26 protein-coding genes are annotated in these 23,600 nt (G+C 63.6%); 16 read left to right on the forward strand and 10 right to left on the reverse strand.

Features of this window, described 5'->3' with window-relative positions:
- Window position 1 precedes the first annotated feature (1 nt).
- The 3 genes from DSM104635_RS06635 to DSM104635_RS06645 all read right to left on the reverse strand — a co-directional run bounded on the left by DSM104635_RS06635 (window position 2) and on the right by DSM104635_RS06645 (window position 4,654).
- A complete protein-coding gene (locus DSM104635_RS06635; protein WP_158765453.1) occupies window positions 2-2,119 on the reverse strand; it encodes an outer membrane beta-barrel protein in 2,118 nt (705 codons plus the stop codon).
- A 381-nt stretch (window positions 2,120-2,500) separates the two neighbouring features.
- A complete protein-coding gene (gene tldD, locus DSM104635_RS06640) occupies window positions 2,501-3,922 on the reverse strand; it encodes a metalloprotease TldD (protein WP_158765454.1) in 1,422 nt (473 codons plus the stop codon).
- An 84-nt stretch (window positions 3,923-4,006) separates the two neighbouring features.
- Window positions 4,007-4,654, reverse strand: a complete 648-nt coding sequence (locus DSM104635_RS06645; RefSeq protein WP_158765455.1) for a tetratricopeptide repeat protein — start codon at window positions 4,652-4,654, stop codon at window positions 4,007-4,009.
- 126 nt (window positions 4,655-4,780) lie between these two features.
- Between DSM104635_RS06645 and coxB the strand changes: the two genes are divergently transcribed.
- From coxB to DSM104635_RS06695, 10 genes are all read left to right on the forward strand, one after another.
- Window positions 4,781-5,653, forward strand: coding sequence for a cytochrome c oxidase subunit II (coxB, locus tag DSM104635_RS06650; RefSeq protein ID WP_158765456.1), 873 nt, complete (start codon window positions 4,781-4,783; stop codon window positions 5,651-5,653).
- An 8-nt stretch (window positions 5,654-5,661) separates the two neighbouring features.
- A complete protein-coding gene (ctaD, locus tag DSM104635_RS06655; RefSeq protein WP_158765457.1) occupies window positions 5,662-7,329 on the forward strand; it encodes a cytochrome c oxidase subunit I in 1,668 nt (555 codons plus the stop codon).
- Window positions 7,330-7,336: 7 nt separating this feature from the next.
- A complete protein-coding gene (cyoE, locus tag DSM104635_RS06660; protein WP_158765458.1) occupies window positions 7,337-8,245 on the forward strand; it encodes a heme o synthase in 909 nt (302 codons plus the stop codon).
- On the forward strand, window positions 8,242-8,400 hold the full coding sequence (locus DSM104635_RS06665) for a cytochrome c oxidase system small membrane protein (RefSeq protein ID WP_158765459.1): 159 nt from the start codon (window positions 8,242-8,244) through the stop codon (window positions 8,398-8,400). The genes cyoE and DSM104635_RS06665 overlap by 4 nt, the downstream gene beginning before the upstream one ends.
- A complete protein-coding gene (locus DSM104635_RS06670) occupies window positions 8,397-8,987 on the forward strand; it encodes a cytochrome c oxidase assembly protein (RefSeq protein WP_158765460.1) in 591 nt (196 codons plus the stop codon). Before DSM104635_RS06665 ends, DSM104635_RS06670 begins: the two co-directional genes overlap by 4 nt.
- 1 nt (window position 8,988) lies before the next feature.
- On the forward strand, window positions 8,989-9,897 hold the full coding sequence (locus DSM104635_RS06675) for a cytochrome c oxidase subunit 3 (protein ID WP_158765461.1): 909 nt from the start codon (window positions 8,989-8,991) through the stop codon (window positions 9,895-9,897).
- A 71-nt stretch (window positions 9,898-9,968) separates the two neighbouring features.
- The gene (locus DSM104635_RS06680) at window positions 9,969-10,268 is read left to right on the forward strand and encodes a DUF983 domain-containing protein (protein WP_158765462.1); all 300 of its coding nucleotides are present in this window, start codon (window positions 9,969-9,971) and stop codon (window positions 10,266-10,268) included.
- A complete protein-coding gene (locus DSM104635_RS06685) occupies window positions 10,265-10,957 on the forward strand; it encodes an SURF1 family cytochrome oxidase biogenesis protein (protein ID WP_158765463.1) in 693 nt (230 codons plus the stop codon). Before DSM104635_RS06680 ends, DSM104635_RS06685 begins: the two co-directional genes overlap by 4 nt.
- Before the next feature lie 73 nt (window positions 10,958-11,030).
- Window positions 11,031-12,332, forward strand: a complete 1,302-nt coding sequence (locus DSM104635_RS06690; protein ID WP_158765464.1) for a M16 family metallopeptidase — start codon at window positions 11,031-11,033, stop codon at window positions 12,330-12,332.
- A 13-nt stretch (window positions 12,333-12,345) separates the two neighbouring features.
- Window positions 12,346-12,909 (forward strand): GNAT family N-acetyltransferase, encoded by a 564-nt coding sequence (locus tag DSM104635_RS06695; RefSeq protein WP_228445911.1) that lies wholly within the window; start codon window positions 12,346-12,348, stop codon window positions 12,907-12,909.
- Here the strand turns inward: DSM104635_RS06695 and DSM104635_RS06700 are convergent.
- Window positions 12,906-13,466 (reverse strand): YqgE/AlgH family protein, encoded by a 561-nt coding sequence (locus tag DSM104635_RS06700; protein WP_158765466.1) that lies wholly within the window; start codon window positions 13,464-13,466, stop codon window positions 12,906-12,908. The two genes, DSM104635_RS06695 and DSM104635_RS06700, sit on opposite strands and share 4 nt — an antisense overlap.
- A gap of 95 nt (window positions 13,467-13,561) precedes the next feature.
- Between DSM104635_RS06700 and DSM104635_RS06705 the strand changes: the two genes are divergently transcribed.
- From DSM104635_RS06705 to DSM104635_RS06715, 3 genes are read left to right on the forward strand one after another with little or no spacing between them, the layout of a single operon-like run.
- Window positions 13,562-14,044 carry a peroxiredoxin gene (locus tag DSM104635_RS06705; protein ID WP_158765467.1) on the forward strand — a complete coding sequence of 161 codons (483 nt, stop codon included), beginning with the start codon at window positions 13,562-13,564 and terminating at the stop codon, window positions 14,042-14,044.
- A 57-nt stretch (window positions 14,045-14,101) separates the two neighbouring features.
- Entirely contained in the window at window positions 14,102-15,046 is a 945-nt protein-coding gene (locus tag DSM104635_RS06710; protein ID WP_158765468.1) for an SPFH domain-containing protein, read from the forward strand.
- Window positions 15,047-15,088: 42 nt separating this feature from the next.
- Entirely contained in the window at window positions 15,089-15,541 is a 453-nt protein-coding gene (locus DSM104635_RS06715; protein WP_158765469.1) for an NfeD family protein, read from the forward strand.
- Here DSM104635_RS06715 and DSM104635_RS06720 read toward each other — a convergent pair.
- The 6 genes from DSM104635_RS06720 to ispH form a co-directional block, all read right to left on the reverse strand.
- The gene (locus DSM104635_RS06720) at window positions 15,538-15,990 is read right to left on the reverse strand and encodes a MarR family winged helix-turn-helix transcriptional regulator (RefSeq protein WP_158765470.1); all 453 of its coding nucleotides are present in this window, start codon (window positions 15,988-15,990) and stop codon (window positions 15,538-15,540) included. The genes DSM104635_RS06715 and DSM104635_RS06720 overlap by 4 nt on opposite strands.
- A complete protein-coding gene (locus DSM104635_RS06725; RefSeq protein WP_158765471.1) occupies window positions 15,987-17,111 on the reverse strand; it encodes an Acg family FMN-binding oxidoreductase in 1,125 nt (374 codons plus the stop codon). The genes DSM104635_RS06720 and DSM104635_RS06725 overlap by 4 nt, the downstream gene beginning before the upstream one ends.
- Window positions 17,112-17,236: 125 nt before the next feature.
- Window positions 17,237-17,671, reverse strand: coding sequence for a ribonuclease HI (gene rnhA / locus DSM104635_RS06730; RefSeq protein WP_158765472.1), 435 nt, complete (start codon window positions 17,669-17,671; stop codon window positions 17,237-17,239).
- Window positions 17,668-18,114, reverse strand: coding sequence for a hypothetical protein (locus tag DSM104635_RS06735; RefSeq protein WP_158765473.1), 447 nt, complete (start codon window positions 18,112-18,114; stop codon window positions 17,668-17,670). The genes rnhA and DSM104635_RS06735 overlap by 4 nt, the downstream gene beginning before the upstream one ends.
- On the reverse strand, window positions 18,111-18,902 hold the full coding sequence (locus tag DSM104635_RS06740) for a kinase (protein WP_228445913.1): 792 nt from the start codon (window positions 18,900-18,902) through the stop codon (window positions 18,111-18,113). The genes DSM104635_RS06735 and DSM104635_RS06740 overlap by 4 nt, the downstream gene beginning before the upstream one ends.
- A complete protein-coding gene (gene ispH, locus DSM104635_RS06745) occupies window positions 18,899-19,852 on the reverse strand; it encodes a 4-hydroxy-3-methylbut-2-enyl diphosphate reductase (protein ID WP_158765474.1) in 954 nt (317 codons plus the stop codon). The genes DSM104635_RS06740 and ispH overlap by 4 nt, the downstream gene beginning before the upstream one ends.
- Window positions 19,853-20,004: 152 nt before the next feature.
- Here ispH and DSM104635_RS06750 point away from each other — a divergent pair, with 152 nt between their 5' ends.
- From DSM104635_RS06750 to DSM104635_RS06760, 3 genes are all read left to right on the forward strand, one after another.
- The gene (locus DSM104635_RS06750; RefSeq protein ID WP_228445915.1) at window positions 20,005-20,673 is read left to right on the forward strand and encodes a Tat pathway signal sequence domain protein; all 669 of its coding nucleotides are present in this window, start codon (window positions 20,005-20,007) and stop codon (window positions 20,671-20,673) included.
- A gap of 84 nt (window positions 20,674-20,757) precedes the next feature.
- Complete coding sequence (gene argS / locus DSM104635_RS06755; RefSeq protein ID WP_158765475.1) at window positions 20,758-22,548, forward strand: arginine--tRNA ligase; 1,791 nt, start codon at window positions 20,758-20,760, stop codon at window positions 22,546-22,548.
- A gap of 201 nt (window positions 22,549-22,749) precedes the next feature.
- Entirely contained in the window at window positions 22,750-23,595 is an 846-nt protein-coding gene (locus tag DSM104635_RS06760) for a phytanoyl-CoA dioxygenase family protein (RefSeq protein WP_158765476.1), read from the forward strand.
- The last annotated feature ends 5 nt before the right edge of the window (window positions 23,596-23,600 follow it).

Raw genomic sequence — 23,600 nt, forward strand, 5'->3', positions numbered from 1 at the left:
ATCAGAACGAGCCGCTTAGTTCCAGGATGAACCACGGACTGGTCGCGAATTCCCGGTTGGTGAGCTGTTGGGCAACGAGCGGGCCGTTGCGGTCTGGGCCGAAGATGCGGCGATCACGCAACACTTCGCCGTTGCCGATGTTGGCCGCCCACAGACGGAGCTTCATGTTGTTGGGCAACGCTGTCGTTTCCCACCACAGATCGACCCACGGGCCTTCTTCCTGCGTATCGACGTCGGTCAGGCGATAGCCCTGAACTTCGCCTTGCTTGTACGCTTCGATGCCCCAGGACCAGCGCTGCTCGGGGAAGTCTTGTCGGAAGGCGATATCGACCTCCGATTCCGGTTGCCACGAAATGATCCGAGGATTGCCGGTCACTGGGTCGGTGACTTCCGTGTCCCAGAACTCCGCCTCAACGGTGAGCCGCGAATTCGGGATAAAGGGAATGCGCGACGAGAAGTTGAGGTCGAGGCTCCATGCCTCGGCGTCCCCGATATTGCCGGGCGCGTCGAACGGCTCATCGTCACCCGGATCCGGCGTACCCTGGGTATTGATCAGGACAACCAGATCGTTGACGTCGCTGATCTGGTGGTGGACGAGCGCGAAGCCCAGCGCGGCGCCGCCGGGGAATCTCAAGTCGCCGCCCACCTCCGCGCGCCAATCGGTCTGTGGTTGGAGGTCAGGGTTGCCGCCATCGATCAGATCGTCGGCGAGCGAGGTGGATGAAACGAAATCGTCGAAATCAAGCTGGCCGACATCCCGATAGTAACGGAGGCGCAGCTGGTTGTTGCCGCCGAATGTGCGCGTGAGCTGGAATGACGGCTTCCAGAATGAAAGCTCCGTCGTCTGATCGGCGTCACCAGTGAAGGTGAGCGTGGATGTTTCCCACGCCACGCGGGACTCGAGTGACCAACGGTCGTTGGGCCGCCATGTGTGGACAGCGAAAAGGTCTGCGCGTTCTTCTTCGACGGTAACGTTCGAGTTCGGGATTGGGATCACGCTCGGCCCGCCGCCGGTATCGAGTATGAATTGAAACTCGGAATCGAGCGTGTTGACCGCGCCTTCGCCGCCAAACTCGATGCGGTGCTGCGGGCCGAAACTGCGCGAAAGCGTGCCACGCAAGATCGTCTCGATGGTCTCGCGTTCGGAGTTCACGACCGCCGTTTCCGTGACGACGCCTAGCGCATCATACTCGACCGCCGTTTCGTTGTACTCGAACGGGTGCTGCGTGCGCAGGCCAACCAAAGCGAGCGACCACGGACCGAAATCGCGGTCGTAGTTCAACCCAACTTCGGAGAGCGTGCCTTCTTCCTTCCAACGCTGCGTGAGAGAGCCGTCGGGATCGCCCGTGGGCGTTGTGAAGTCGAACGTCTGGCGCTGTGCGTTGAACCAATCCGGATTGATCATGCCGGTGGCGCTAAAGCGGCCGCCAAACAGCGGGAAGGCGATGTTGGCGTTGTAGTAGGGATCCCAGAGATTGCGCGGGTTCGTCATGTCGGCGTGGCGCTGAAGCACGCCTGCGCCATCGTAGAAATCGCGTTCGCCGATGAGATCGCGGTTTTGCGTGATCAGACGCAGACCGACGCCCCATTCGAGTTGCCCGTTGCGCCCGTTGTAGCCGATGTCGGCGCGCGGCATCAGCCGGTCTTGGTTCTGGTTGGAGTACTCAAAGCCGACTTCGTAGACGCCGCTGCCGGCCGTTGGCGCGCGCACGATGTTGATTAGCGTGGCTTGGCCCGATGCGTCGCCCGCGACTTCGGCGCCGCGAAGCACTTCAAGGCGCACGATTTGGTTCGCCGGAATGCGCGCGAGGATGCTGTCGATGCTCTGGCCTTTTGCGGTGGGGCGCAGGCCGTCGACTAGGACGTTGCCGACCGCTCCCGAGAAGCCGCGCCGTTCATCGCCGGAATTGAGCGTGAAGCCAGGCGTGTTGTTGACCATGTCCATCGCGTTCTGCGGGTTGAACCGCGCGTAGAACGCCACCTCATAGACCACCCGATCGTTCGTCGCGCTGGCCGGTGCGCTCGTCGGCGCCGGAACGGGCGTTTCAGTCGGCGCGGTTTGCGCATATGCGACGCCACTCATCAGCGCCAGCGCCGATACCATCATTCGACCAAGCATCTTAGTCCCTCCCGTCGCGCCGTCTCCCGCGGCGTGCGGCGTCCGCTTCATGCGGTGCTGCATGTTTCAAGATGATTGCAGCACGTTTCACAGATGCAGATGCGCGGGCTTTTTCTAGGCAAATGGCAGCGTTTGCGACGAAGCAGCGTCTGGGCGCGACGATCACTAACGAAAACGCCGCCGAAGGTTGCCCCTCGGCGGCGTTCGTTTTCTCTGGAAGGAGAAGAAGTCCTACTTCTTCTTTTTCGCCTTGGCCTTCTTGCCAGCCTTAGCAACCTTCGCAGCTTTCTTTTTCGCAGCCATAGTATCAACCTCCCCAGACCATTGGGATGCTCATAGTCTCTGCGTCGATTCTCTAAATTGTAAATGCACGCTGACGAACTAGCCGCCGCCGACAGTCAGCCCGGTGATGTACAAAGTGGGCTGTCCGACGCCCACCGGAACGCTCTGTCCGGCCTTCCCGCAGGTGCCGACTCCTTCGTCGAGTTGCAGGTCGTTGCCCACCATCGTCACGCGTGTCAGCGCGCTCGGACCATCGCCGATCAACGTCGCGCCCTTGATCGGTGCTTTGATCTTTCCGTCCTCCACCAGGTACGCTTCCGTGCATTGGAAAACGAACTTGCCGGAGGTGATATCGACCTGACCGCCTCCGAAATTAACCGCATAAATTCCGGACTTCAGGCTGGTCAGGATCTCGCCAGGGTCTTTGTCGCCGGCGGTCATGAAGGTGTTGGTCATGCGCGGCATCGGCCGGTGCGCGTAGCTTTCGCGGCGGCCGTTTCCGGTCGCGGCGACGCCCGAGAGACGTGCGTTCATGCGGTCCTGCAAATAGCCTTTGAGGATGCCGTCTTCGATCAAAACGGTGCGCTGAGTCGGCGTGCCTTCGTCGTCGATCGTTAGAGAGCCGCGACGATTTTCGATCGTCCCGTCATCCACAACTGTTACACCGGGTGCGGCAACTCGCTCACCCACCATGCCGGCAAAAGCGCTCGTGCCTTTCCGGTTGAAGTCGCCCTCAAGACCGTGACCGACCGCTTCATGCAGCAGCACGCCAGGCCAGCCCGGACCGAGCACCACATCCATCTCGCCGGTCGGCGCCGGAATCGCGTCGAGGTTCACCAGCGCGATGCGCAGCGCTTCGTCCGCCAGCTTCTTCCAGCGCTCGGGTGAGATGAACACTTCGTATGGCTCGCGACCGCCTGCGCCGGCAGAGCCAGACTCGCGGCGGCCATCACGCTCCACCGTCACCGAGACGTTCACCCGCACCAGCGGCCGGTGGTCTGTCAGTTTCGCGCCGTCCGGCCGCAGGATCGTCAGCCCGCGTCGCGCGCCAGCCAGCGTCGCCGCGACCTGCACGACCTTGGGATCTTTGGCCCGGCAATACGCGTCAATCTCGGCCAGAAGCGCGGTCTTGTCTGTGAACAGCGGAGATTCGATCGGGTCGAAGTCGGCATAGAGCTGCCGGTTCACCTTGGCGGGGCTCACATCGAGCGTGCCCTGATGTCCCATCTTGACCGCGGCGGCGGCTTCGGCCGCCCGTGAGACAGCGTCCGTCTCCAGCACGCTGGCATGCCCATATCCGGCCCGCTCACCTGCCACGACCCGCAGGCCAAAGCCCTGGGTGGCGTCGAATGAGGCCGACTTCAGTCGGCCGTCGTCCCAATAAAAGCTCTCGGTGCGGCTATCTTCCATGAAGATCTCGCCGTCGTCGGCGCCTTGGGTGGCGTTGGCCAGAATGCGCGCGGCGGCGTCCCAGTCCATTTCAGCAGCTTGTTCAGGGGCGGCGCGCAGACCGTCGGCCATAAGTCATTTCTCCGGTGGCGGGGGTGTCGGCCCAATATAGGCGCCGAGTCGGCCGATGGCGTCCCCGAAACGGAGATGTGTCCCTTACGGCGTGGGCTGGTCGGCCAGTACGGTAGCCAAATGATCCCGGCGATTTCGGGCAAACCGGGCCAATTCGGCGTTGGCAGGCCCCCAATCGGGCTGAATTTCCAGGGCTGTGGAATAATCCTCGTACGCCCCGCGCAGGTCGCCCAGGGCCTCACGGGCCGCGCCTCTGTTATAATAGGCCTTGTGCGGCTCTTGAACGCCGAGCCCCAGCGCTTCCGTAATGGCTGCGATCGCGAGCCCATGCCGGTTGAGCTGAACCAGGGCCGCGCCGCGGTTCAGATGCGCTTCTGCGTTGCGGGGTTCGCGAGCGATTACCGCGTCGAAATCAGCCAGCGCCAGTTCACCGTCGCGCCGGCGCAAGTAGACGATGCCGCGATCCACCAGCAATTGGCGTTCGCCGGCGCGGGTGAGGCGCCGATAGCTCAGCGCGCGCGTGCACGCGTCGAGCGTCGCGTCGCTCGAATCGCCTGCGGCGACGTTTGCGATGCACGCCCGGCCGTTGCGGTCGTTGCCAATCACCGTCACGGCGCTCGCGCCGCCGCCACCCATCTGCGCTGACGCGCTCTCAACGCCGAAGGCGATGAAGGCGATCAGCGCTACAGGAATCCAGACGCGAATGCGCATTGGAAGCCAAGCGCGGCTCATGCTAGCAACCCACCCCGTTAGAGAGTTACAGAACCGACAGGCGCGGTCGAATGCCGCGCCCGGCGACTATAGGCGGGGCGCGTCGAGCGCGCCATACCGGCGCTGAATCTCATGGGAGGAGCAGGCGTGAAGCGAGGGGCTTTGATCGCGGCGGTCGCAAGCGCGGCGCTTACCGGTCCTGCGCAGGCGATGGTCGGCGCACCGACGCCCGGCGGGCACGATTTCCAAGAGCCCGCAACGCAAGTGATGCGTGAGATCATCGATTTCCATAACTTCCTGCTGCCGATCATCATTGTCATCTCGGTGTTCGTGCTCGCACTCTTGTTGTGGGTGATCGTGCGCTACAATCGCCGCGCCAATCCGACGCCGCGCAAGTTTACGCACAACATGCTGGTCGAAGTGATTTGGACGATCGTGCCCGTCCTTATCCTTGTCGCCATCGCGTGGAAATCCTTCCCGCTCATCTACATGCAAGAGCGCATCCCCGAGCAGGCCGAGCTGACTCTGAAAGTCACCGGCAATTCGTGGCGTTGGGATTTCGAGTATCCCGATCTCGGCGTGCGCATGACGGCTAACCTGCTGCCGGAAGAAGAAGCGCGCGCGCAAGGCCGTCCTTACCTCTTGGCGACTGATACGCCGCTCCTGGTGCCAGTCGGCGCCACGGTGCGCGTGCTCGTCACCTCAAACGACGTCATCCACGCGTTCGCCGTGCCCGCGTTCGGTGTCAAGGAAGACGCCATCCAGGGCCGCGTCAACGAAACTTGGTTCAACGTCGACCGCGAAGGCGTGTTCTACGGCCAGTGCTCCGAACTCTGCGGTGTGAACCACGCCTACATGCCGCTCGAAATTCACGCGGTGAGTCGCGCCGAGTTTGACGCGTGGGTCGTCGCCAACGGCGGCGCACTTGCTTCAACCGAAACGCCTGCCGAAGGCGCGCCTGCGGAAGGCGCTGCTCCCGCCGAACAACCCGCCGCGCCTGCCGCGACTCCGACGCGCTGAGGACGAACATGACGCACGAAGCAGCACATGCCGCTGATGATCACCACGAAGATCATCGCCCGAGCCTCTATGACTGGAAGCGCTGGGTTTATTCGACCAATCATAAGGACATCGGCACGATGTACCTTATCTTCGCGATCATCGCGGGGTTGATCGGCGGCGCTCTCTCGGGGCTAATCCGCCTCGAACTGGCCGAGCCGGGCGTCGGCATCCTGACGCAATTGCCTTGGATCCACGATATCGACGCGGCCAAGCACTACTACAACAACATCGTCACCATGCACGGCCTGATCATGATCTTCTTCATGGTCATGCCGGCGATGATCGGCGGCTTCGGCAACTGGTTCGTCCCGCTCATGATCGGCGCGCCGGACATGGCGTTCCCGCGCATGAACAATATTTCTTTCTGGCTGCTGCCGGCGTCATTCGCACTGGCGACCATCTCGATGATCGTGCCGGGCAACGGGACCTATCCGGGCTTCGGCGGCGGCTGGACGCTTTATGCGCCGCTCTCAACATCGCCGACGCACCACGGCGGCCCGTCGATGGATCTCTTGATCCTGTCGCTCCATATCGCCGGCGCGAGTTCGATCCTCGGCGCCATCAACTTCATCACCACCATCTTCAACATGCGCGCGCCAGGCATGACGCTGCACCGTATGCCGCTGTTCGTGTGGTCGATCCTGGTCACGGTGTGGCTGCTGGTGCTGGCGCTGCCGGTGCTCGCTGGCGCGCTCACCATGCTGCTGACCGACCGCAATTTCGGCACGCAATTCTTCGAGCCCGCCGGCGGCGGCGATCCGGTCATGTACCAGCACTTGTTCTGGTTCTTTGGTCACCCCGAAGTTTACATTCTCATTCTGCCCGCATTCGGCATGGTCAGTCAGATCGTCTCGACGTTCTCGCGGAAACCGATCTTCGGGTATCTCGGCATGGCCTACGCCATGGTCTCGATCGGTTTCATTGGCTTCGTCGTGTGGGCGCACCATATGTATACGGTCGGCATGGGGCTTGATCTCGAGGCCTACTTCATCGCGGCGACGATGGTCATCGCGGTGCCGACGGGCATCAAGATCTTCTCCTGGATCGCCACGATGTGGGGCGGGTCGATCAGCTTCACCGTGCCTATGCTGTGGGCGATGGGCTTCATCTTCCTGTTCACCGTGGGCGGCGTCACTGGCGTCGTGTTGGCGAACTCGGGCGTCGATACCGCGCTGCACGACACTTATTACGTCGTCGCGCACTTCCACTACGTGCTGTCGCTCGGCGCCGTGTTCGGCATCTTCGCGGGCTTCTTCTACTGGATTCCGAAGATGAGCGGGTACCGCTACAACGGTTTCCTCGCCGGCCTCCAATTCTGGATCATGTTCATCGGCGTGAATGTGATCTTCTTCCCGCAACACTTCCTCGGTCTCCAAGGGATGCCGCGGCGCTACATCGATTACCCGGAAGCCTTCGCGTACTGGAACCACATCTCGTCGATCGGCTACGCGATCACCGCCGTCGGCGTGCTCGTGTTCCTTTTCGTGCTGGCGGAGATGTTCATGGTTCGACGCAAGGCCGGCGACAATCCGTGGGGTGAAGGCGCGACCACCTTGGAGTGGACCTTGTCCTCGCCACCGCCGTTCCACCAATTCAGCGAGCTGCCGGTGATCAAGCCGGACGCGCACCACTGAGGCGACGATGGCGATTGCCGACGTCACGCATGTAAGGCCAGCCAGCGCGAGCGATTACATCGCGCTGCTGAAGCCGCGCGTGATGTCGCTGGTCGTATTCACCGGCCTCGTTGGCTACATGGTTGCGCCGGGGCAGGGCGACGCTGTCCTCGGTTTCGCTGCTATCCTCGCTATCGCGGTCGCCGCCGGCGCCGCCGGCGCGCTCAACATGTGGTACGATTCCGACATCGACGCGATCATGTCGCGCACGCGGACGCGCCCCATTCCCGCTGGCCGCGTTGCGCGCGAAGAAGCGCTCGGCCTCGGCCTCACGCTCTCCATTCTTTCAGTGCTGACCATGCTGCTCGCGGCGAATGCGCTCGCGGCAGCCCTGCTGGCCTTCACGATCTTCTTCTACGTCGTCGTCTACACGATGTGGCTGAAGCGCTCGACGCCGCAGAACATCGTCATCGGCGGTCTCTCCGGCGCGCTGCCGCCCGCGATCGCGTGGGCCGCCAAGACCGGCGCACTGGCGCTCGATCCGGCGATCATGGTCGCCATCATCTTTGTATGGACGCCGCCGCACTTCTGGGCGCTGTCGCTGCTCTCGCACAAGGATTACGCCGACGCGCGCGTGCCGATGCTGCCGGTGACGCACGGCGCCAAGTCCACGCGCCGCCACGTCTTCGCGTACTCGCTGCTGCTTGCGCCGATCGGCCTCGCACCGATGCTGACGGGCCTTGGCGGCCCAATCTATGGCGCCATCGCCGGCCTCGGCGGCGCGCTCTTCCTGTTCCTCGCCTTCCGCGTCCTGAACTCACGCGCCGGCGAGGGCGACAAAGCACAAGACAAGCCAGCGCGCGATCTGTTCGGCTTCTCGATCCTCTATCTCTTTGCGCTGTTCGCCGCGCTCCTGGCTGAGCGAGGTTTCGCGTGAACGAGACCGTGATCCTCACGCCCGAGCAAGTGAAAGCGCGCAAGCGCCGCAATCTTTGGATCGCGCTCACGATTGGCGGCTTCATGGCGCTCGTGTTCGCCATCACGCTGGCGCAGATGAACGCCGGTGTCATCGCGGGGCTGGCGGCGCAATGAACAAGAAGCTCGTCACCGCCGCGATCGCCACGGCAACCGTGCTGGGCATGACCGGCATGGCCTTCGCCGCCGTGCCGCTCTACCAGGCGTTCTGCAAGATCACCGGCTACGGCGGCACCACCCAGGAAGCAACCGCCGCGCCGTCGCACATCCTCGATCGCCGCATCGAAGTCCGCTTCGACGCCAACATCGCCAATGATCTGCCCGTCGAGTTTGAACCGAAGCAGATCAGCGAAAGCCTTCGCATCGGCGAAACCGGCCTCGCGTTCTATCGCATCCGCAATCTCTCGGATCAGCCCATCGTCGCGCGCGCCACTTACAATGTGACCCCGCACATCGCCGGCCAATATTTCGCGAAGCTCGAATGCTTCTGCTTTCAGGACCAAGTGATCGCCGCCGGCGCCGAAGCCGATTTGCCGGTGGTGTTCTTCGTTGATCCCGAACTGGTCAACGATCCCGATACGCGTGATCTCGATACGCTCACGCTGAGCTACACATTCTTCCGCGCCACCTATCAATCGGCGGCGGCGGGACCACCCACTTTGAACCAACGTCAGGCCGAGCCTGGCAACGCGCGCGAGGGATGAGATGTCGCACGGCGATGTGAAACACGACTATCACTTGGTCAATCCGAGCCCGTGGCCGGCCGTCGGCGCAATCGGCGCTTTTCTCGCGGCGACAGGTTTTGTCGTGTCGCAAAAAGGCCTCGTCGCCGACGAGACCAACTTTCTGCTCGGCCAAGGTCAATGGGCGCTGTTCTGGATCGGCGCACTGGTGCTGATCGTCACCTGCATCGGCTGGTGGGGTGACGTCATCAAGGAAAGCAAAGCGGGCGATCACACGCCGGTCGTCGATATCGGCCTGCGTTACGGGATGATCCTCTTCATCGCGTCGGAAGTGATGTTCTTCGTCGCCTGGTTCTGGATGTTCTTCGAACTGGCGATCTTCCACGGTCATCGCGCCGACTGGATCGTGCCGCTCTGGGATGAAAGCACGACCGCCGCGTGGGCCAACTGGCCACCGCCACACGTCGAAACCTTCGATCCCTTCCACCTGCCGCTGATGAACACGCTGATCCTGCTGCTCTCGGGCACGACGGTGACGTGGGCGCACCACGCGCTGCAGACTGGCGACCGAAAGGGCGCACGCAACGGCCTCATCCTCACCGTGCTGCTCGGGATGATGTTCACCTACATCCAGTTCGGTGTTGAGTACCCCGAAGCTGGCTTTGCCTTTGGCAATGAAGGCGATGTGAGCACGGCCAACGTCTACGGCGCGTCCTTTTTCATGGCGACGGGCTTCCACGGCGCGCACGTCATCATCGGCACGATCTTCCTTGCGGTCTGCTTGATGCGTCTGCTCGCCGGTCAGTTCACGCCGACCAAGCATTTCGGCCTCGAAGCCGCGGCTTGGTACTGGCACTTCGTTGACGTGGTGTGGCTCTTCCTCTTCACCTTCGTCTACGTGATGCCGTACCTCACGATGCAGTCGAATTGACGGATCACGCACGTCCAAGCGCATGGGTGGCGGGGTTGAAGCTCCGCTGCCCGCAATGCGGGGAGGGCGAGGTGTTCCAAAGCTATCTCAAATTCCGCGATCACTGCCGCGTGTGTGGCGCCAATTTCAAGGCCGCCGACGCGGGCGATGGCCCAGCCGTGTTCATCATCCTGATCGTCGGCGCCATCGTCACGCCGCTGCTGATTATCCTGCAATTCGGCACGCCGCTTCCAGACTGGCTCGCGCTCACCATCACCATGATCGCCGCGATCGTGCTGTGCCTGGCGCTATTGCCGCCGTTCAAATCCGTCCTTTTTGCGTTGCAGTGGAAACACAAGGCGCGCGAAGCCACAAACGAAGACATCCAATGATCCGTTTCCGTCCGCTTCTCGTGATGACCATCTTCGCGCTCGTCGCGCTCGTGTTTCTGGTCATTGCCGGCCGCTGGCAGTGGGAGAAGTACGAACTGAAAACCGCCGCCGCTGACGAGCCGGTCGCTGAGATGACAATCGCCAGTTACCAGCCGGTGCCCGACGCGATCCAGTTCGTCCACGGCGTCCGCCCCGATACCCGCGAGCAGGGCTGGCGCGTGTTCGCGCCGGTGCAGTACGGCGACACCACAGTGTTCGTTGATGCCGAGTTCATCCCCGAAATCACACCACCCGAACCGAGCGAAGTGCGCGTGCCCGCGCTGCTGCGCCTCGGCGCGCCGATCAACGGCGCCTCGGTGCGCCCCGAGCCGCCAGCGCCGTTCACGCTGTCGCCCGAGCCGTTGCGCCGGCTTTGGTTCGCAATTGATCTCGACGCCATGGGCCGCAACGGCGGCCTCGCCAACGTCGCTGACTATTACATTGCCAGCTCCTATGTCGGCGCCGACGGCCGCGCCACGCCCAACCCGTTCGCCGCAGCGCCCGGCGCCGACGCGCTGCCGCCCGCGCGCCATCTCGGTTACGCGCTCACCTGGTACGGCCTCGCGCTCGTGCTGCTCGTGATCTACTTCGCCTACCACGCCAGCGTCGGCCGTTTCTCACTGCGCCCACCGCGCCCGCCGGAAGAGTGATGGTGCAGTACAATATGGACCGCCGGCGCCCTCGCCGGCATCGCTGTTTCAATGTGCATAGTCATGTCCGGATATGGCCGTGCTGGCCGGCGAGGGCGCCGGCGGTCCATATTTTATGAGCGAACTCGAACTCATCCGGCTCCCCAACGGCGTCCGCATCGCGCTTGACCCGATGCCCGGCCTTGGCACCGCGTCGCTCGGCGTCTGGCAGCGCGTCGGCGCGCGCTGGGAGCCGCCGGAACTCAACGGCATTGCGCATCTGTTCGAGCACATGGCCTTCAAAGGCGCGGGTTCACGCGATCCGCGCCAGTTCGCCGAAGCCATCGAGAACGTCGGCGCCATCATGAACGCCGGCACCGGCTACGAGCGCACTGCGTACTACGCCCGCGTCCTCGCTGAGCATGCGCCGTTCGTGCTTGGCCTCATCGCCGACGTCCTGTTTGAACCGCACTGGGCGCCGGACGATCTCGAAAAGGAAAAGGGCGTCGTTGCCCAAGAACGCGGGGAAGCCTTCGATGCGCCCGACGACCGTATCTTCGAACTGCACCAAGGCGTGCTCTATCGCGGACAGCCGCTTGGCCGCCCCATCCTCGGCGAAGAGGCGACGCTCGCCAACGTCACCGTCGAAAAGCTCCGCGCTTTCCACGATGCGCACATGACGCCCGAGCGCGTGGTCATCGCCATCGCCGGCGCGTTCGATCGCGACGCGTTTGTGGAAGCGGCGGAAAAGCGCTTCGGCCATCTCACAGCCCGCGCGCAACAACAGCGCCCAGACGCTCGTCCGCAATCCGGCGCCGCGGGCGAGACCCGCAAGCTCGAGCAAACCCATCTCGTGTTCTCATGGCCAGCGCCGCCGCAAGGCAGCGACAAGCTCTTCGCCGCGCGTTTGCTCAGCGAAATCTTCGGCGGCGGCATGTCATCGCGGCTCTTCCAAGAAGTCCGCGAAACCCGCGGCCTCGTTTACGCGATCGATTCCTTCATCGACACGGTCGAGGACGACGGCCGTCTCCACGTCTATGCCGGCTGCTCGGCGAAGAACGCCGCCACCGTCGCCACCATCGTCCGCGATCAGCTCGCGCTGATGGCCGAGCACGGCCCGACACCCGCCGAACTCACGCGCGCCAAGGCCGTCGCGCGGGCGTCGATGTTGATGGGCCTGGAAGCGCCGTCCGCGCGCGCCGAAGCCCGCGTCAGCCAAGTTTTCCTCCGCGACCGCCTCGTCGCGTTCGATGAAATCCGCGCAAGAATGGACGCTGTCACAGCCGAGGAAATCCAGGCGCTCGCCCGCGCCGCGTTGGAGGGCCCCGCATGCGCCGCCGCCATCGGCCCTAAGGCGGGGCATGGCGCGCTCGCCGCGTTTGAGGCAAACTCCTGACGTCATGGCCTTGATGCGTAAAGACAACGAAGGCTCGCGCCGCATCGACGGCGAAGGAATCTACCTGCGCTCGCCGGAGCTGCGCGACTACCAGGAATGGGCCGATGTGCGCGAAGCCAGCCGCGCCCACCTGATCCCCTGGGAGCCCACCTGGGCGCAGGACGAAACCTCGCGCGGCTCCTACCGCTACAAACTCCGCCGCTACGCCGAAGACGCGCGCGACGACAAAGCCTACGCGCTGTTCGTGTTCCGCGAAGATGACGATGCGTTGGTCGGCGGCGTCACGCTCTCCAACATCCGCCGCGGCGTCGCGCAGATGGCCTCACTCGGCTACTGGGCCGGCGCTGCGTTCACAGGGCAGGGCTACATCACCGCCGCCGTGCGCGCGAGCGTGCGCTACGCCTTCGAAGACTTGGATCTCCACCGCGTCGAAGCCGCGTGCCAGCCCGACAACATGCCCTCACGCCGCGTGCTGGAAAAAGCCGGCTTCACGCAAGAAGGTTCGGCGCGCGCCTATCTGAAGATCAACGGCAAATGGCGCGATCATTTGTTGTTCGGAATCGTGAACGGGGCCTAAGCGCTGCCGCCATCGCCCATCAGCTGCGACGGTTCAAAGCCCAGCGTCTTGATCGCGGCGCCCCATTTATCTTCGTGCTCATCGCCAAAGATGATTGCGTTGTCGGCATCGACCACGAGCCACGCATTGTGCTTCAGCTCGTCCTCAAGCTGTCCGGCGCCCCAACCCGCGCAACCCAGCGCCAGCAGAAAACGCTCCGGCGCTTCGTGCCCAGCGACTGCCGCCAACACGTCGCGCGTCGCCGTCAAGCGAATGCCCGGCGCCACGTTTTGCGTTGCGTCGCCCGCCGCGAAATCTTCCGAGTGCAACACGTAGCCGCGATCGGGACGCACCGGCCCGCCATCAAGCACGATGCGATCTGCGATCTCCTCATCGGCTTCCAAGCCGAGTTGCTCCAGCACTTCGCTCAGCGTCAGCTCTTCCTTCGGCTTGTTGATCACCACGCCCATGGCGTGCTCGGCATCATGTGCGCACATCATGATAACGGTGCGGTCGAAGCGGGGATCGCTCATCCCCGGCATGGCCACCAGAAGCTTGCCTTGCAGCGTGTCACTCATGGAACCAATGGTCCCGCGTCCGGCTCTTTCGCGCAAGAGGGCGCTCGCATACCGGCGTCCGCCGCCCTACATTAGCCGCGAAAGCGAGGATAGACATGATCAAAGTTGGCGAAAAACTCCCGGATGTGACCTTCAACGTTCCGACGTCGGAAGGCACCAAGCCAATGACGACATCGGACGTGTTCGGCGGCAAGACCGTGGCGCTGTTCGCCGTCCCCGGCGCATTCACACCGACATGCTCAGCGCGTCACTTGCCGAGCTTCCGCGACAAGGTTGCCGAGTTCAAAGCCAAGGGCGTCGATACGATCGCGTGCACCGCGGTCAATGATCACTTCGTGATGGGCGCGTGGGCGCGCGATCAAGGTGTTTTTGAGGATATCGTCATGCTTGCCGACGGCTCCGGCGAGTTCGCGCGCGCTGTCGGCCTTGATGCTGACTTCTCAAAGTTCGGTATGGGACCGCGATCCAAGCGCTATTCAATGATCGTCAAGGATGGCGTGGTATCTCAGCTCAACGTCGAAGAAGGTGGTGAATACAAGGTGTCTAGCGCCGAGTATTTGCTCGATCAGTTAAGCTGATCGCAACGCGCGCTAACACGGCATGAACCGCCGCAGAAGCGGCTGGAGGGCAGGGAAATGACGCCGGTTCTTATTTTCGCCGCGATGGCGCTCGTGCTCGCGTTCAGCGCCATCAAGGTTGTGAACCAGGGCCAGCAATGGACCGTCGAGCGCTTCGGCCGCTACATCCGCACGCTGAAGCCCGGCATTTCGTTTCTTATTCCTTTCGTCGATCGCATCGGCCGCCGCCTATCGATGATGGAAACCGTGCTCGACGTGCCGCGCCAAGACGTCATCACCAAGGACAACGCCGTCGTTTCCGTTGACGCCGTGGTGTTCATTCAGATCATCGACGCGGCCAAAGCCGCCTACGAGGTGCAAAACCTCAATCACGCCATTCTTAATCTCTGCGTCACCAATGCGCGGACCGTCGTCGGCTCCATGGATCTCGACGAAGTGCTGTCGCAGCGCGACTCCATCAACGCGCGCCTGCTCTCGGTGATTGACGCCGCGACTGGCGCGTGGGGCACTAAGGTGCTGCGGATCGAGATCAAGGACCTGGCCCCGCCCGCGGACATTACCCAGTCAATGGCGCGGCAGATGAAAGCCGAGCGCGAACGCCGCGCACAAATTCTCGAAGCGGAGGGCGACAAAGCCGCCGCCGTGTTGCGCGCCGAGGGCGCCAAGCAATCCGCGATCCTGCAAGCCGAAGGCCGCCGCGAAGCCGCCTTCCGTGACGCCGAAGCGCGCGAACGCTCCGCCGACGCCGAAGCCAAGGCGACGGCTGCGGTGTCGGAAGCGATCGCCAAGGGCGACGTCAACGCCATCCGCTACTTCCTCGGCCTGAAATACGTCGAAGCGTTCGGCCAGCTCGCCAGCTCGAACCAGCAGCGCACCGTGATCATTCCCGCCGATCTCTCCGGCCTTGCCGGCCTTGTCGAGGGCCTGCGCGCGCTCAATGCGCAGGGCGAGGGCGCAACGCCGTTGACCGCGCCGCGTCCGCCCACACCGGCGCCGCGCTAGGAACCACTCGCGCAAGCGCGTCCGCATCGCTACATTGGCGCCATGGATAGCTTGATCTCCCTGCTCACGAGCCTCGGCCCGCAGCACTGGGTTATTCTCGGCCTCATTCTTCTAATCGCCGAAATGGCGAGCGGCACGACGTATCTGCTTTGGCCCGCTGTCGCCGCGTTCATCACCGCGCTAGTGGCGTGGCTTGCGCCCACCGGTTGGATCGCGGAGATCGCGCTCTTCGCCGTCCTTATCCTGGCGCTTACCTATTTCGGCCATCCCCTTGTCAAGCGCTTCCGCAACGATGGCGTCGCCAATGGCTTGAACGAACGCGCCGCCTCGCTCGTCGGCGTACGCGGGGTAGTGGCGAATTTCGCCAACGGCGCCGGCGCGGTGAAGGTGCAAGACACGGTCTGGCGCGTGCTGAGCGATGACGCGCTCGAAGCCGGCCAGGAAGTGGAGATCACCGCCGTCGACGGCCCGACGCTGCGGGTCAAGCGCGTCTAATCCCGCGCCGCGTCCAGCACTTGGCGCAGCTTCACCAGAAAGGGCATGGCGTCCGCGAACGCGTCCGCGCCCAGCGCATCGATCAGCGCCCGCATGCCGCGATCGACGCGCCGAATCGCATCCTCACGCGCCCGCACGCCAGCGTTAGTCAGCCGTACGATCTTCGCGCGTGCATCAGCAGGATCAGCCTCGATCTTCACGTATTTCAGCCCTTCAAGCTGCTGCAGCGTGTACGTCATCCCGCCCTTCGTCACCTGAAACGCCCGCGCCAGCTTGGTCGGGCTTTCGCCCTCGATGCCCAGCCGTGCGAAATGGTTCAGCACGCCAAATCCCGCCACCGAAAGCTCCGCCGGCAACGTCTGCCGCAGAGCCGCATCCGCAAGCTGGCCGATGATCGCGATTTCTGAGAGCGCCTGAAATGCCGTGCGCATGGCGTCGACGTGCTTCATGTCCGGACGAACGCCGCGGCGTCGCGGCGCGGCGCGGGCGGCACAGGATCGGCATAACCAACGCGCACCAGCATCTGCGCTGTTTGATCATCCGTGTTCAGCAGCTGACGCGCTTCCGCGTAGAGATCGGCCATCTCCTCGTATTCCTGCAGCGCCTGGCTCCACGGATGGATCGACAACCCCAGCGCCGTCGTCGCCAAATTCAGCCGCGCGTACGCCATGCCGACCAAGAGCCGCGTCTCGGGTCGATCATCCGGCGTCGCCAGCCACATGAACGCGGGCGAACTATCCGCCTTTTTCTTCCAATCCTTCGCCGCCGATTGGTTCATCATCGAGTCCGGATCGATGAAGTCCGCTTCATCCATCATGCCCGCCGCCTTTAGCAAGCCGATCATCGGCCCCTCAATGCCCAACCCGTCGCGATGCTGCGCCATCTCTTCGCGCCCAAACCTTAGCCAGCGATACGTCTCCTCCTGCGCCCCACGCGTCCGCAGCTCGCGGTCAAACGCGCGCCACACCAGATCGCGCAGCGCCGCGACCCGTTCCGGCTGCACCGTCCATTGTGCTCCACCCAGAAACGCCGCGATCGTACTCACCGCGCGTAGCAGCAGCGCGTCGTCCGGCACGCGCTCTACGTCATAAACATTGCGATTGGTGCGCCGCTCGGTGATGAAACGAAACAGCGGGTCCGGCGCTGCGTTCGCCACCGGCGAGAACGTGACATGCGCGATCGGCCGCTCATCCAAGCGTGGCGTTGGCGCGCCCTCGGGAAACATCGTGATCTCCGCGAACTGCCCGATGCTTGAAGCGGCCACGCGATAGAGCTCAAGAAACGCCCCGCACCCCAACGTGATCTGCCGGTCATTCGGATCGGTGAACGGAAGCCGCCGCTCCAGATCGCAATAGAGCGTCATGCCGGTGTCGCCGTCGAACGCGACTTGCCACGGCTGCGTGTTGTGCGGATTGGGTGCGAGGATTGCGTGCGCCAATGCAAAACGGCGCGGATCAGCCAAGCCGGCGCCGAGATCGCGCCAGCTCGCGGCGGCATCGGGACCGGCGCTGCAAGACGCCGCAAACGGCGTGGCGGCGAGCAAAGCAAGCGCATGGCGGCGGGTCGGCATGACGCAACTCCATTGGTTCAATATTGAACTAGATAGTTCGATATTGAACCATAGTCAAATATGGACCGCCGGCGCCCTCGCCGGCATGCACCGGCGTCAGCCGGCGAGGCGCCGGCGGTCCATATTCACCGCACCGTATCGATCGCCGACCGCGCGAGTTCATCAGCGCGGTTGTTCATAACATCGTCGGAATGGCCCTTGACCCATTTCCACGTCACCTCGTGGCGCGCGTTGGCCGCATCGAGCCGCTTCCACAAATCTTCGTTCTTCACCGGCTTCTTATCGGCTGTTTTCCAACCGTTCTTCTTCCAGCCGTGGATCCACTTGGTCAGGCCATCCATCACGTATTTGGAATCTGTGTGCAGCCGCACGGTGCTCGGCTTTGTCAAAGCCTCCAGCGCCGAGATCGCCGCCATCAGCTCCATACGATTGTTCGTCGTCGCCGCTTCGCCGCCGGAGATTTCCTTCTCCGTTTCGCCATAGCGCAATACCGCCCCCCAACCACCCGGACCAGGGTTTCCACTGCAGGCGCCGTCGGTCCAGATATCCACTGTGCTCATGACGCAGGTGTAGGCGGATTCGGCGGATCGCGATCAGGGCGGCGGATGAGCCATGCGAAAACCGCAGTCAGTCCGCCAAGCGAGGCGCCCAGCGAGAGTAGATTAACGACGCCTACGAAGGTGCTGTACCTTGGCTCCGGCGCGCGGTTCTCGGTCACGACTATCAGGGTCAGCGCCAACAGCGCGCCCACGGCGACCGCCGGCAACGCATAGGCCAGCAGACCCCGCAGGCCGAAGACACGGGCGGACGCATGCCAGAATAATCCAATAGTGCTCGCAATGCTGAGGTTGGCGAAGAGCGCGAGTACGCCAAAAGTCGCCATCGCTTGCGGGAAGTCGACGCTTCGCCCGTCGGACGTGACAACATTCAAGATCGCAAACGCTGCAGTCACGATCACCGCCGAAGCAGCGCTACCTACGAGCAATGCGATCAGTATTCTCATTTCGCGACACCTAAGACACGCCGCTCCTCGTCTAACTCCACCACTACATCCGCCACATGCCCACCCGCCATCATGCTGCGCGTAATGCGCTCATAGTGCATCACGAACCGGTCCAGCTTCGCGCTTTCCTCCGCCGACAGCGCGCGCCCCAACAGCTGCGCTTCCTGCTCCCCCCGCCAGCGCCGCACCACATCCCAGCTCGACGGTTTCAGATAAACGATCGCATCAAACCGCGCGAACAACGGCGCGTAGTCGTCTTGCAAAAACACGCGCTGCGCATTGCGCCAGCGCCCGTCGCTATCGATCGACTCCACCGGGTTGAGCGGCCGGCCATCCTCCGGCGCCGTCGCGCCCAGGCACCAACCATCGAACAAAATCGCCTCCGGCCTGCCGCGATAGACCGGCCAATCGCTCTTCGGCTCAGGCTCATCGCGCGCCTTGTCGAACCGCGGCAGCCGCGTCTCGCTTTTGGCGCTCGCGCGCATTAGCGCCGCAATGGTCGCGTTCGCCAAATCCAGATCATGCGTCCCCGGCGGACCGCGTGTCACAAAGAGCGGATGGATCAGCCGCGCCAGATCCGCGCGCTCTTCCTTCGACCAATACACGTCGTCCAACGAGAAATGCGCAAACCGCGGCCGGTTGGACATTTCCAGCAACTGACACGCCGTCGTCTTGCCCGACCCTTGCGCGCCAGCAACGCCAATCAGCACCGGCCGATCGGCATGCAGCGCGCGCTGTTGTTGGATGACGCCGAAAATGATCTCAGCGACGGCAGTGACGTCGCTCACTCCGCCAACACCCGCGGCAGCTTGAACACCACGTCCTCGCGAGTCACCGCCACTTCTTCCACGCGCGCGTCGAACCGCGCCGCGATCGCCGCAATCAGCTCTTCCACCAAATCTTCCGGTGCGCTCGCACCAGCCGTCACGCCAACCACGCGCACGCCTTCGAACCAAGCCCAGTCCACATCCTCAGCCGAACCCACCAAACGCGCATCCCGCGCGCCCGCGCGCTTGGCGACCTCCACCAACCGCACCGAGTTCGAGCTCTTCGGCGAGCCGATGACCAGCACCATGTCCGCATCGCGCGCCATCGCTTTCACCGCGTCCTGGCGGTTGGTGGTCGCGTAGCAAATGTCTTCCTTGTGCGGCGCCGCGATCCCTGGAAAGCGACGTTGCAGCACGCCCACCATCTCGGCGGTGTCGTCCACCGACAGCGTCGTCTGCGTCACGAACGAAAGCTTCGCGGGATCGCGCGGCTGAAACACCTCCGCGTCCTCAACCGTCTCCAGCAGCGTGATCGCGCCCGGCGGCAATTGCCCCATCGTGCCGATCACTTCGGGGTGTCCCGCGTGCCCGATCAGCACGATCTCGCGCGCGGCCTCGAAGTGGCGCTGCGCTTCCACGTGCACTTTCGACACCAGCGGGCAGGTGGCGTCGACGAAGATCATTTCGCGCGCCCGCGCCTCCGCCGGCACCGATTTCGGCACGCCGTGGGCGGAGAACACCACCGGCCGATCCTGCGGGCAGTCATCGAGTTCTTCGACAAACACGGCCCCCAGCCGCTCCAGGCGCTCGACCACGTGCCGGTTGTGGACAATCTCGTGGCGGACATAGACCGGCGCGCCCCACTTGCGGATCGCCTGCTCAACGATCTGGATCGCCCGGTCGACGCCCGCGCAGAACCCGCGCGGGGCGGCTAACAGGATTGAAATCTGGCGTTTTTCGGGCAGCGTCATCGGCTTTGGGGCGAACTTTTCGTGGCAGGCGCCCGGCCGTGTTGCGGGGCGTCACGGGCGAAGCTATCACGGCCCGTCGCCAAATGCCTTCGGGGCGGGGTGAGACACGCAGCCGCCGCTGCGAAGGTCCCCGAAGGGTCGAAGAGGTCAGAATGAAACTCCGCGCCGCAATCGTCCTTTCGCTCGCCGTTTTGGCGCTTGGCGCCTGCTCAAGCCGCAGCGGCCGCACCGTTGAACTCCCTGGCGGCGTGACGCCTGAGCAGGAACGCGCCGCGACCGGCGCAAACAACGTGAGCTTGTTCGACCGCCTGACTGGCAACGATCCGCGCCGCAACGTCGGCCCGTGCCCATTGATGGGCGTGCTCTACGACACGTCGCGCATGGTCGACTTCGCTCAGCCCAACAATGAGCGCTACGCCAACATCGAATTCACCGGCGAAGTTCAGGGCGTGCGCGGCCTTTGCCGTTACGTCGACGCCGACCCGATCCGCATGTCGATCGAAGTCGATATGGCCTTCGGTCGCGGCCCGGCCTCCACCGCCGAGCGCCAGACCTACCGCTATTGGGTCGCCGTCGCCCGCCGCGGCTACGCACCGATCGAGAAAGTCTATTTCGACGTCGAAGCGCGCTGGGACCGCGACGAGCAAGTCGTGCGCTACACCCAGGAAATCGAGGACATCATCATTCCGCGCGCCAACGCGGAAACCTCCGGCGAGAACTTTGAAGTGCTGGTCGGCTTCGACCTGACGGCCGAGCAACTTGCTTTCAACCGCGCCGGCAAGCGCTTCCGCCTCGACGCCGTCACCGGCGCGCCGTCGTGATCTTGAGGCAGTCGGCGGTAGGCAATCGGCAGTAGCGCCGCTTTTCTTGCTTTCCGGCTGCCCACTGCCTACTGCCTACCGCCCATGAAAGATCTCGCCAGCGCACTGACGGCGGCCAACGCCGCCGTGTTCACGTCCCTTGGCCTCGACGCAAAGCACGCGGACGTACGCCGTTCGGATCGTCCGGACCTGGGCGAATTCCAAGCCAATGGCGCGCTGGCCGTCGCAAAAGCCGCCGGCAAGAAGCCGCACGAAATCGCCCAAAGCGTCGCCGCTGGCTGGAGCGCGACCGATCTCGCGCCAACGCCCACCATCGCCGGACCTGGCTTCCTCAATTTCAAAGTCACGCCGCAAGCGCTGAACAAGCGCGCGCAAGCGATCGCCGACGACGTCCACGCCGGCGCTTCGCCCGTTGAGAAAAAGCGCCGCGTCGTCGTTGATTACGGCGGGCCGAACGTCGCCAAGGGCATGCATGTCGGGCACCTGCGCGCTTCCATCATCGGCGAGAGCATCAAGCGCATCTATCGCTTCCGAGGCGACGAAGTCTGGGGCGACGCGCACTTCGGCGACTGGGGCTTCCAGATGGGCCTCGTCATCACCGCGCTCGAAGACGAACTCGGCGGCTTCGACGATCGCGCCAAACTCGATGCGCGGCTCCAATCACTGACGCTCGATCAGCTTGAAGCGATCTACCCGACTTACGCAGCCAAGGTTCGCGACGGCGACATCGAAACCCGTGACCGCGCCCGCAAAGCCACCGCCGCACTTCAAGGCGGCAGCGCACTGCATCGTGAAATCTGGAAGGTCATGCACGACGTCTCTATGTCGGCGCAAAAGCGCGATTTCCACGCCCTCGGCGTCGATTTCGATCTCTGGCTCGGCGAGAGCGACGCCGATCCGTTGATCCCCAACATGGTCAAGGACCTTGAGAAGCAGGGGCTGCTGGAGGATGACCAAGGCGCTCGCATCGTCCGCGTCGCCGGCCCTGGCGAAACCAAGAAGAAGAAGCTGGACGACGGCACGGTCGTCGAAGTCGAAAGCCCCGATCCGCTGTTGGTGGTGTCGTCCGAGGGCTCGGCCATGTACGGCACCACCGATCTCGCCACCATCCTGCAACGCGTCCGCGATCAGAACCCCGACCTGATCCTCTACACGGTCGATCAACGCCAAGCCGATCACTTCGAGCAAGTTTATCGCGCCGCCGCCAAGGCCAACTACATCGCCCGCGACAAGCTCGAACACGTCGGCTTTGGCACCATGAACGGCCCCGACGGCAAGCCGTTCAAAACCCGCGCCGGCGGCGTGCTCAAACTGCAAGACCTGATCGGCCAAGCCGAAGAGAAAGCGCGCCTGCGTCTGAAAGAGAACGAGATCGGCGCGGATTTCTCAGCGGAAGAATTCGAAGATGTCGCCCACAAGGTCGCCATTGCCGCGCTGAAGTTCGCCGATCTTTCGAACTATCGCGGCACCAGCTACGTCTTCGATCTCGACCGCTTCATGAGCTTCGAGGGCAAAACCGGCCCGTATCTGCTCTACCAAGCCGTCCGCATCAAAAGCATCCTCCGCCGCGCCGAAGGCGAGGGCGCCAAACCAGGCTCGATTCAAATCGAGCACGATGCCGAACGCGCGCTTGCGCTTGCGCTCGATGCCTTCGATGGCGCGCTGAAAGCCGCCTACGATAAGAAGGCGCCGCACTTCCTCGCCGAGCACGCCTACACTCTCGCGCAAGCCTTCTCCGGCTTCTACGCCAACTGCGCCATCATGCAGTCCGAAGGCGCCACCCGCGCTTCGCGCTTGGCGCTCGCCGGCGCCACCTTGAACCAGCTGACGCTGACGCTCGACCTTCTCGGTATCGAAGTACCGGAGCGGATGTAGCGGATGTAAAGAAGAGTCATTCCAGGCGGCCGGAGGCCGATCTGGAATCCAGGGCAAACGCACTCCCGCTGGCCCCGGATTCCAGATCACGCTCCGCGTGTCTGGAATGACTCGTCTTTCTTACATGCAGTTCCTCTGCACCGCGCCGTGGCCCCGACTCTGCATGCGTGCGAAATTGGAGTCGTGCTGTGGAAAGCGGTGATGCCGGGCGCGGTTAACGAAGCCATCGAACGCTATCGCGAGGAAGGCTACGCCATCGTGCGCGGCTTCTTCGCGCCTGATGAAGTCCGTGAGATGGCCGCCGCTTTCGATCTCCACTGGTCGGTCGGCATGTCCCACCGCGCCAGCTGGCGCCATGGCAATCTGTTCTATCGCCTGGGCGAGGACGCCGCTCTTGGCAAGGTGCTGAAGATGGTGCAGTGGCCGGCCTACGAGGACGCTGTGCTCGAACGCATCCGACGCGATCCGCGCTGGTTGCCGCTGCTGAAGCCGCTGCTCGGCGGCGACATCAAGCAGATCATCAACCAGATGCATTGGAAGCCGCCCGGCGCGGCCGCTGCCGAGTTCGCGTTCCACCAGGACGTGAAATCCCGCCGGCCGCGTTCGGCCTATCGCAATCTGCCTGACAGTTACGTCCAGACCGGCATTGCCATCGACCCGCACCGCGCCGCCAATGGCGCCATGCGCATTTTGCCTGGTTCGCATCGTCTGGGTGAAGTGCAGCTTGGCGACATGGGCCATTCGCTCGGCCAGGCGCTGGCTGACGATGCACTCACCGCCGCAGGCCTCGATCCCTCCAAGGTGATCGACCTCGAACTCGATCCCGGCGACGTCGCGCTCTGGAACGTGTTTACTGTCCACGGCTCGGGCCGCAACACGACGCAAGGCGATCGACGCTTCTACCTGAACGGCTACGTCCGCGCCGCCGATTGCGACCGCGGCGAGTACACGTTCCGCAACAGTGAACCGGTCGTGCTCGGCGATCCGGTCCTCGTTCACTACGAGGACCTCCACCGCCGTCCCGAACCGCATTTCATCGACGACTAGCTGCA

Origin of the sequence: Terricaulis silvestris, assembly GCF_009792355.1 — a bacterium.
Classification (GTDB): domain Bacteria; phylum Pseudomonadota; class Alphaproteobacteria; order Caulobacterales; family Aquidulcibacteraceae; genus Vitreimonas; species Vitreimonas silvestris.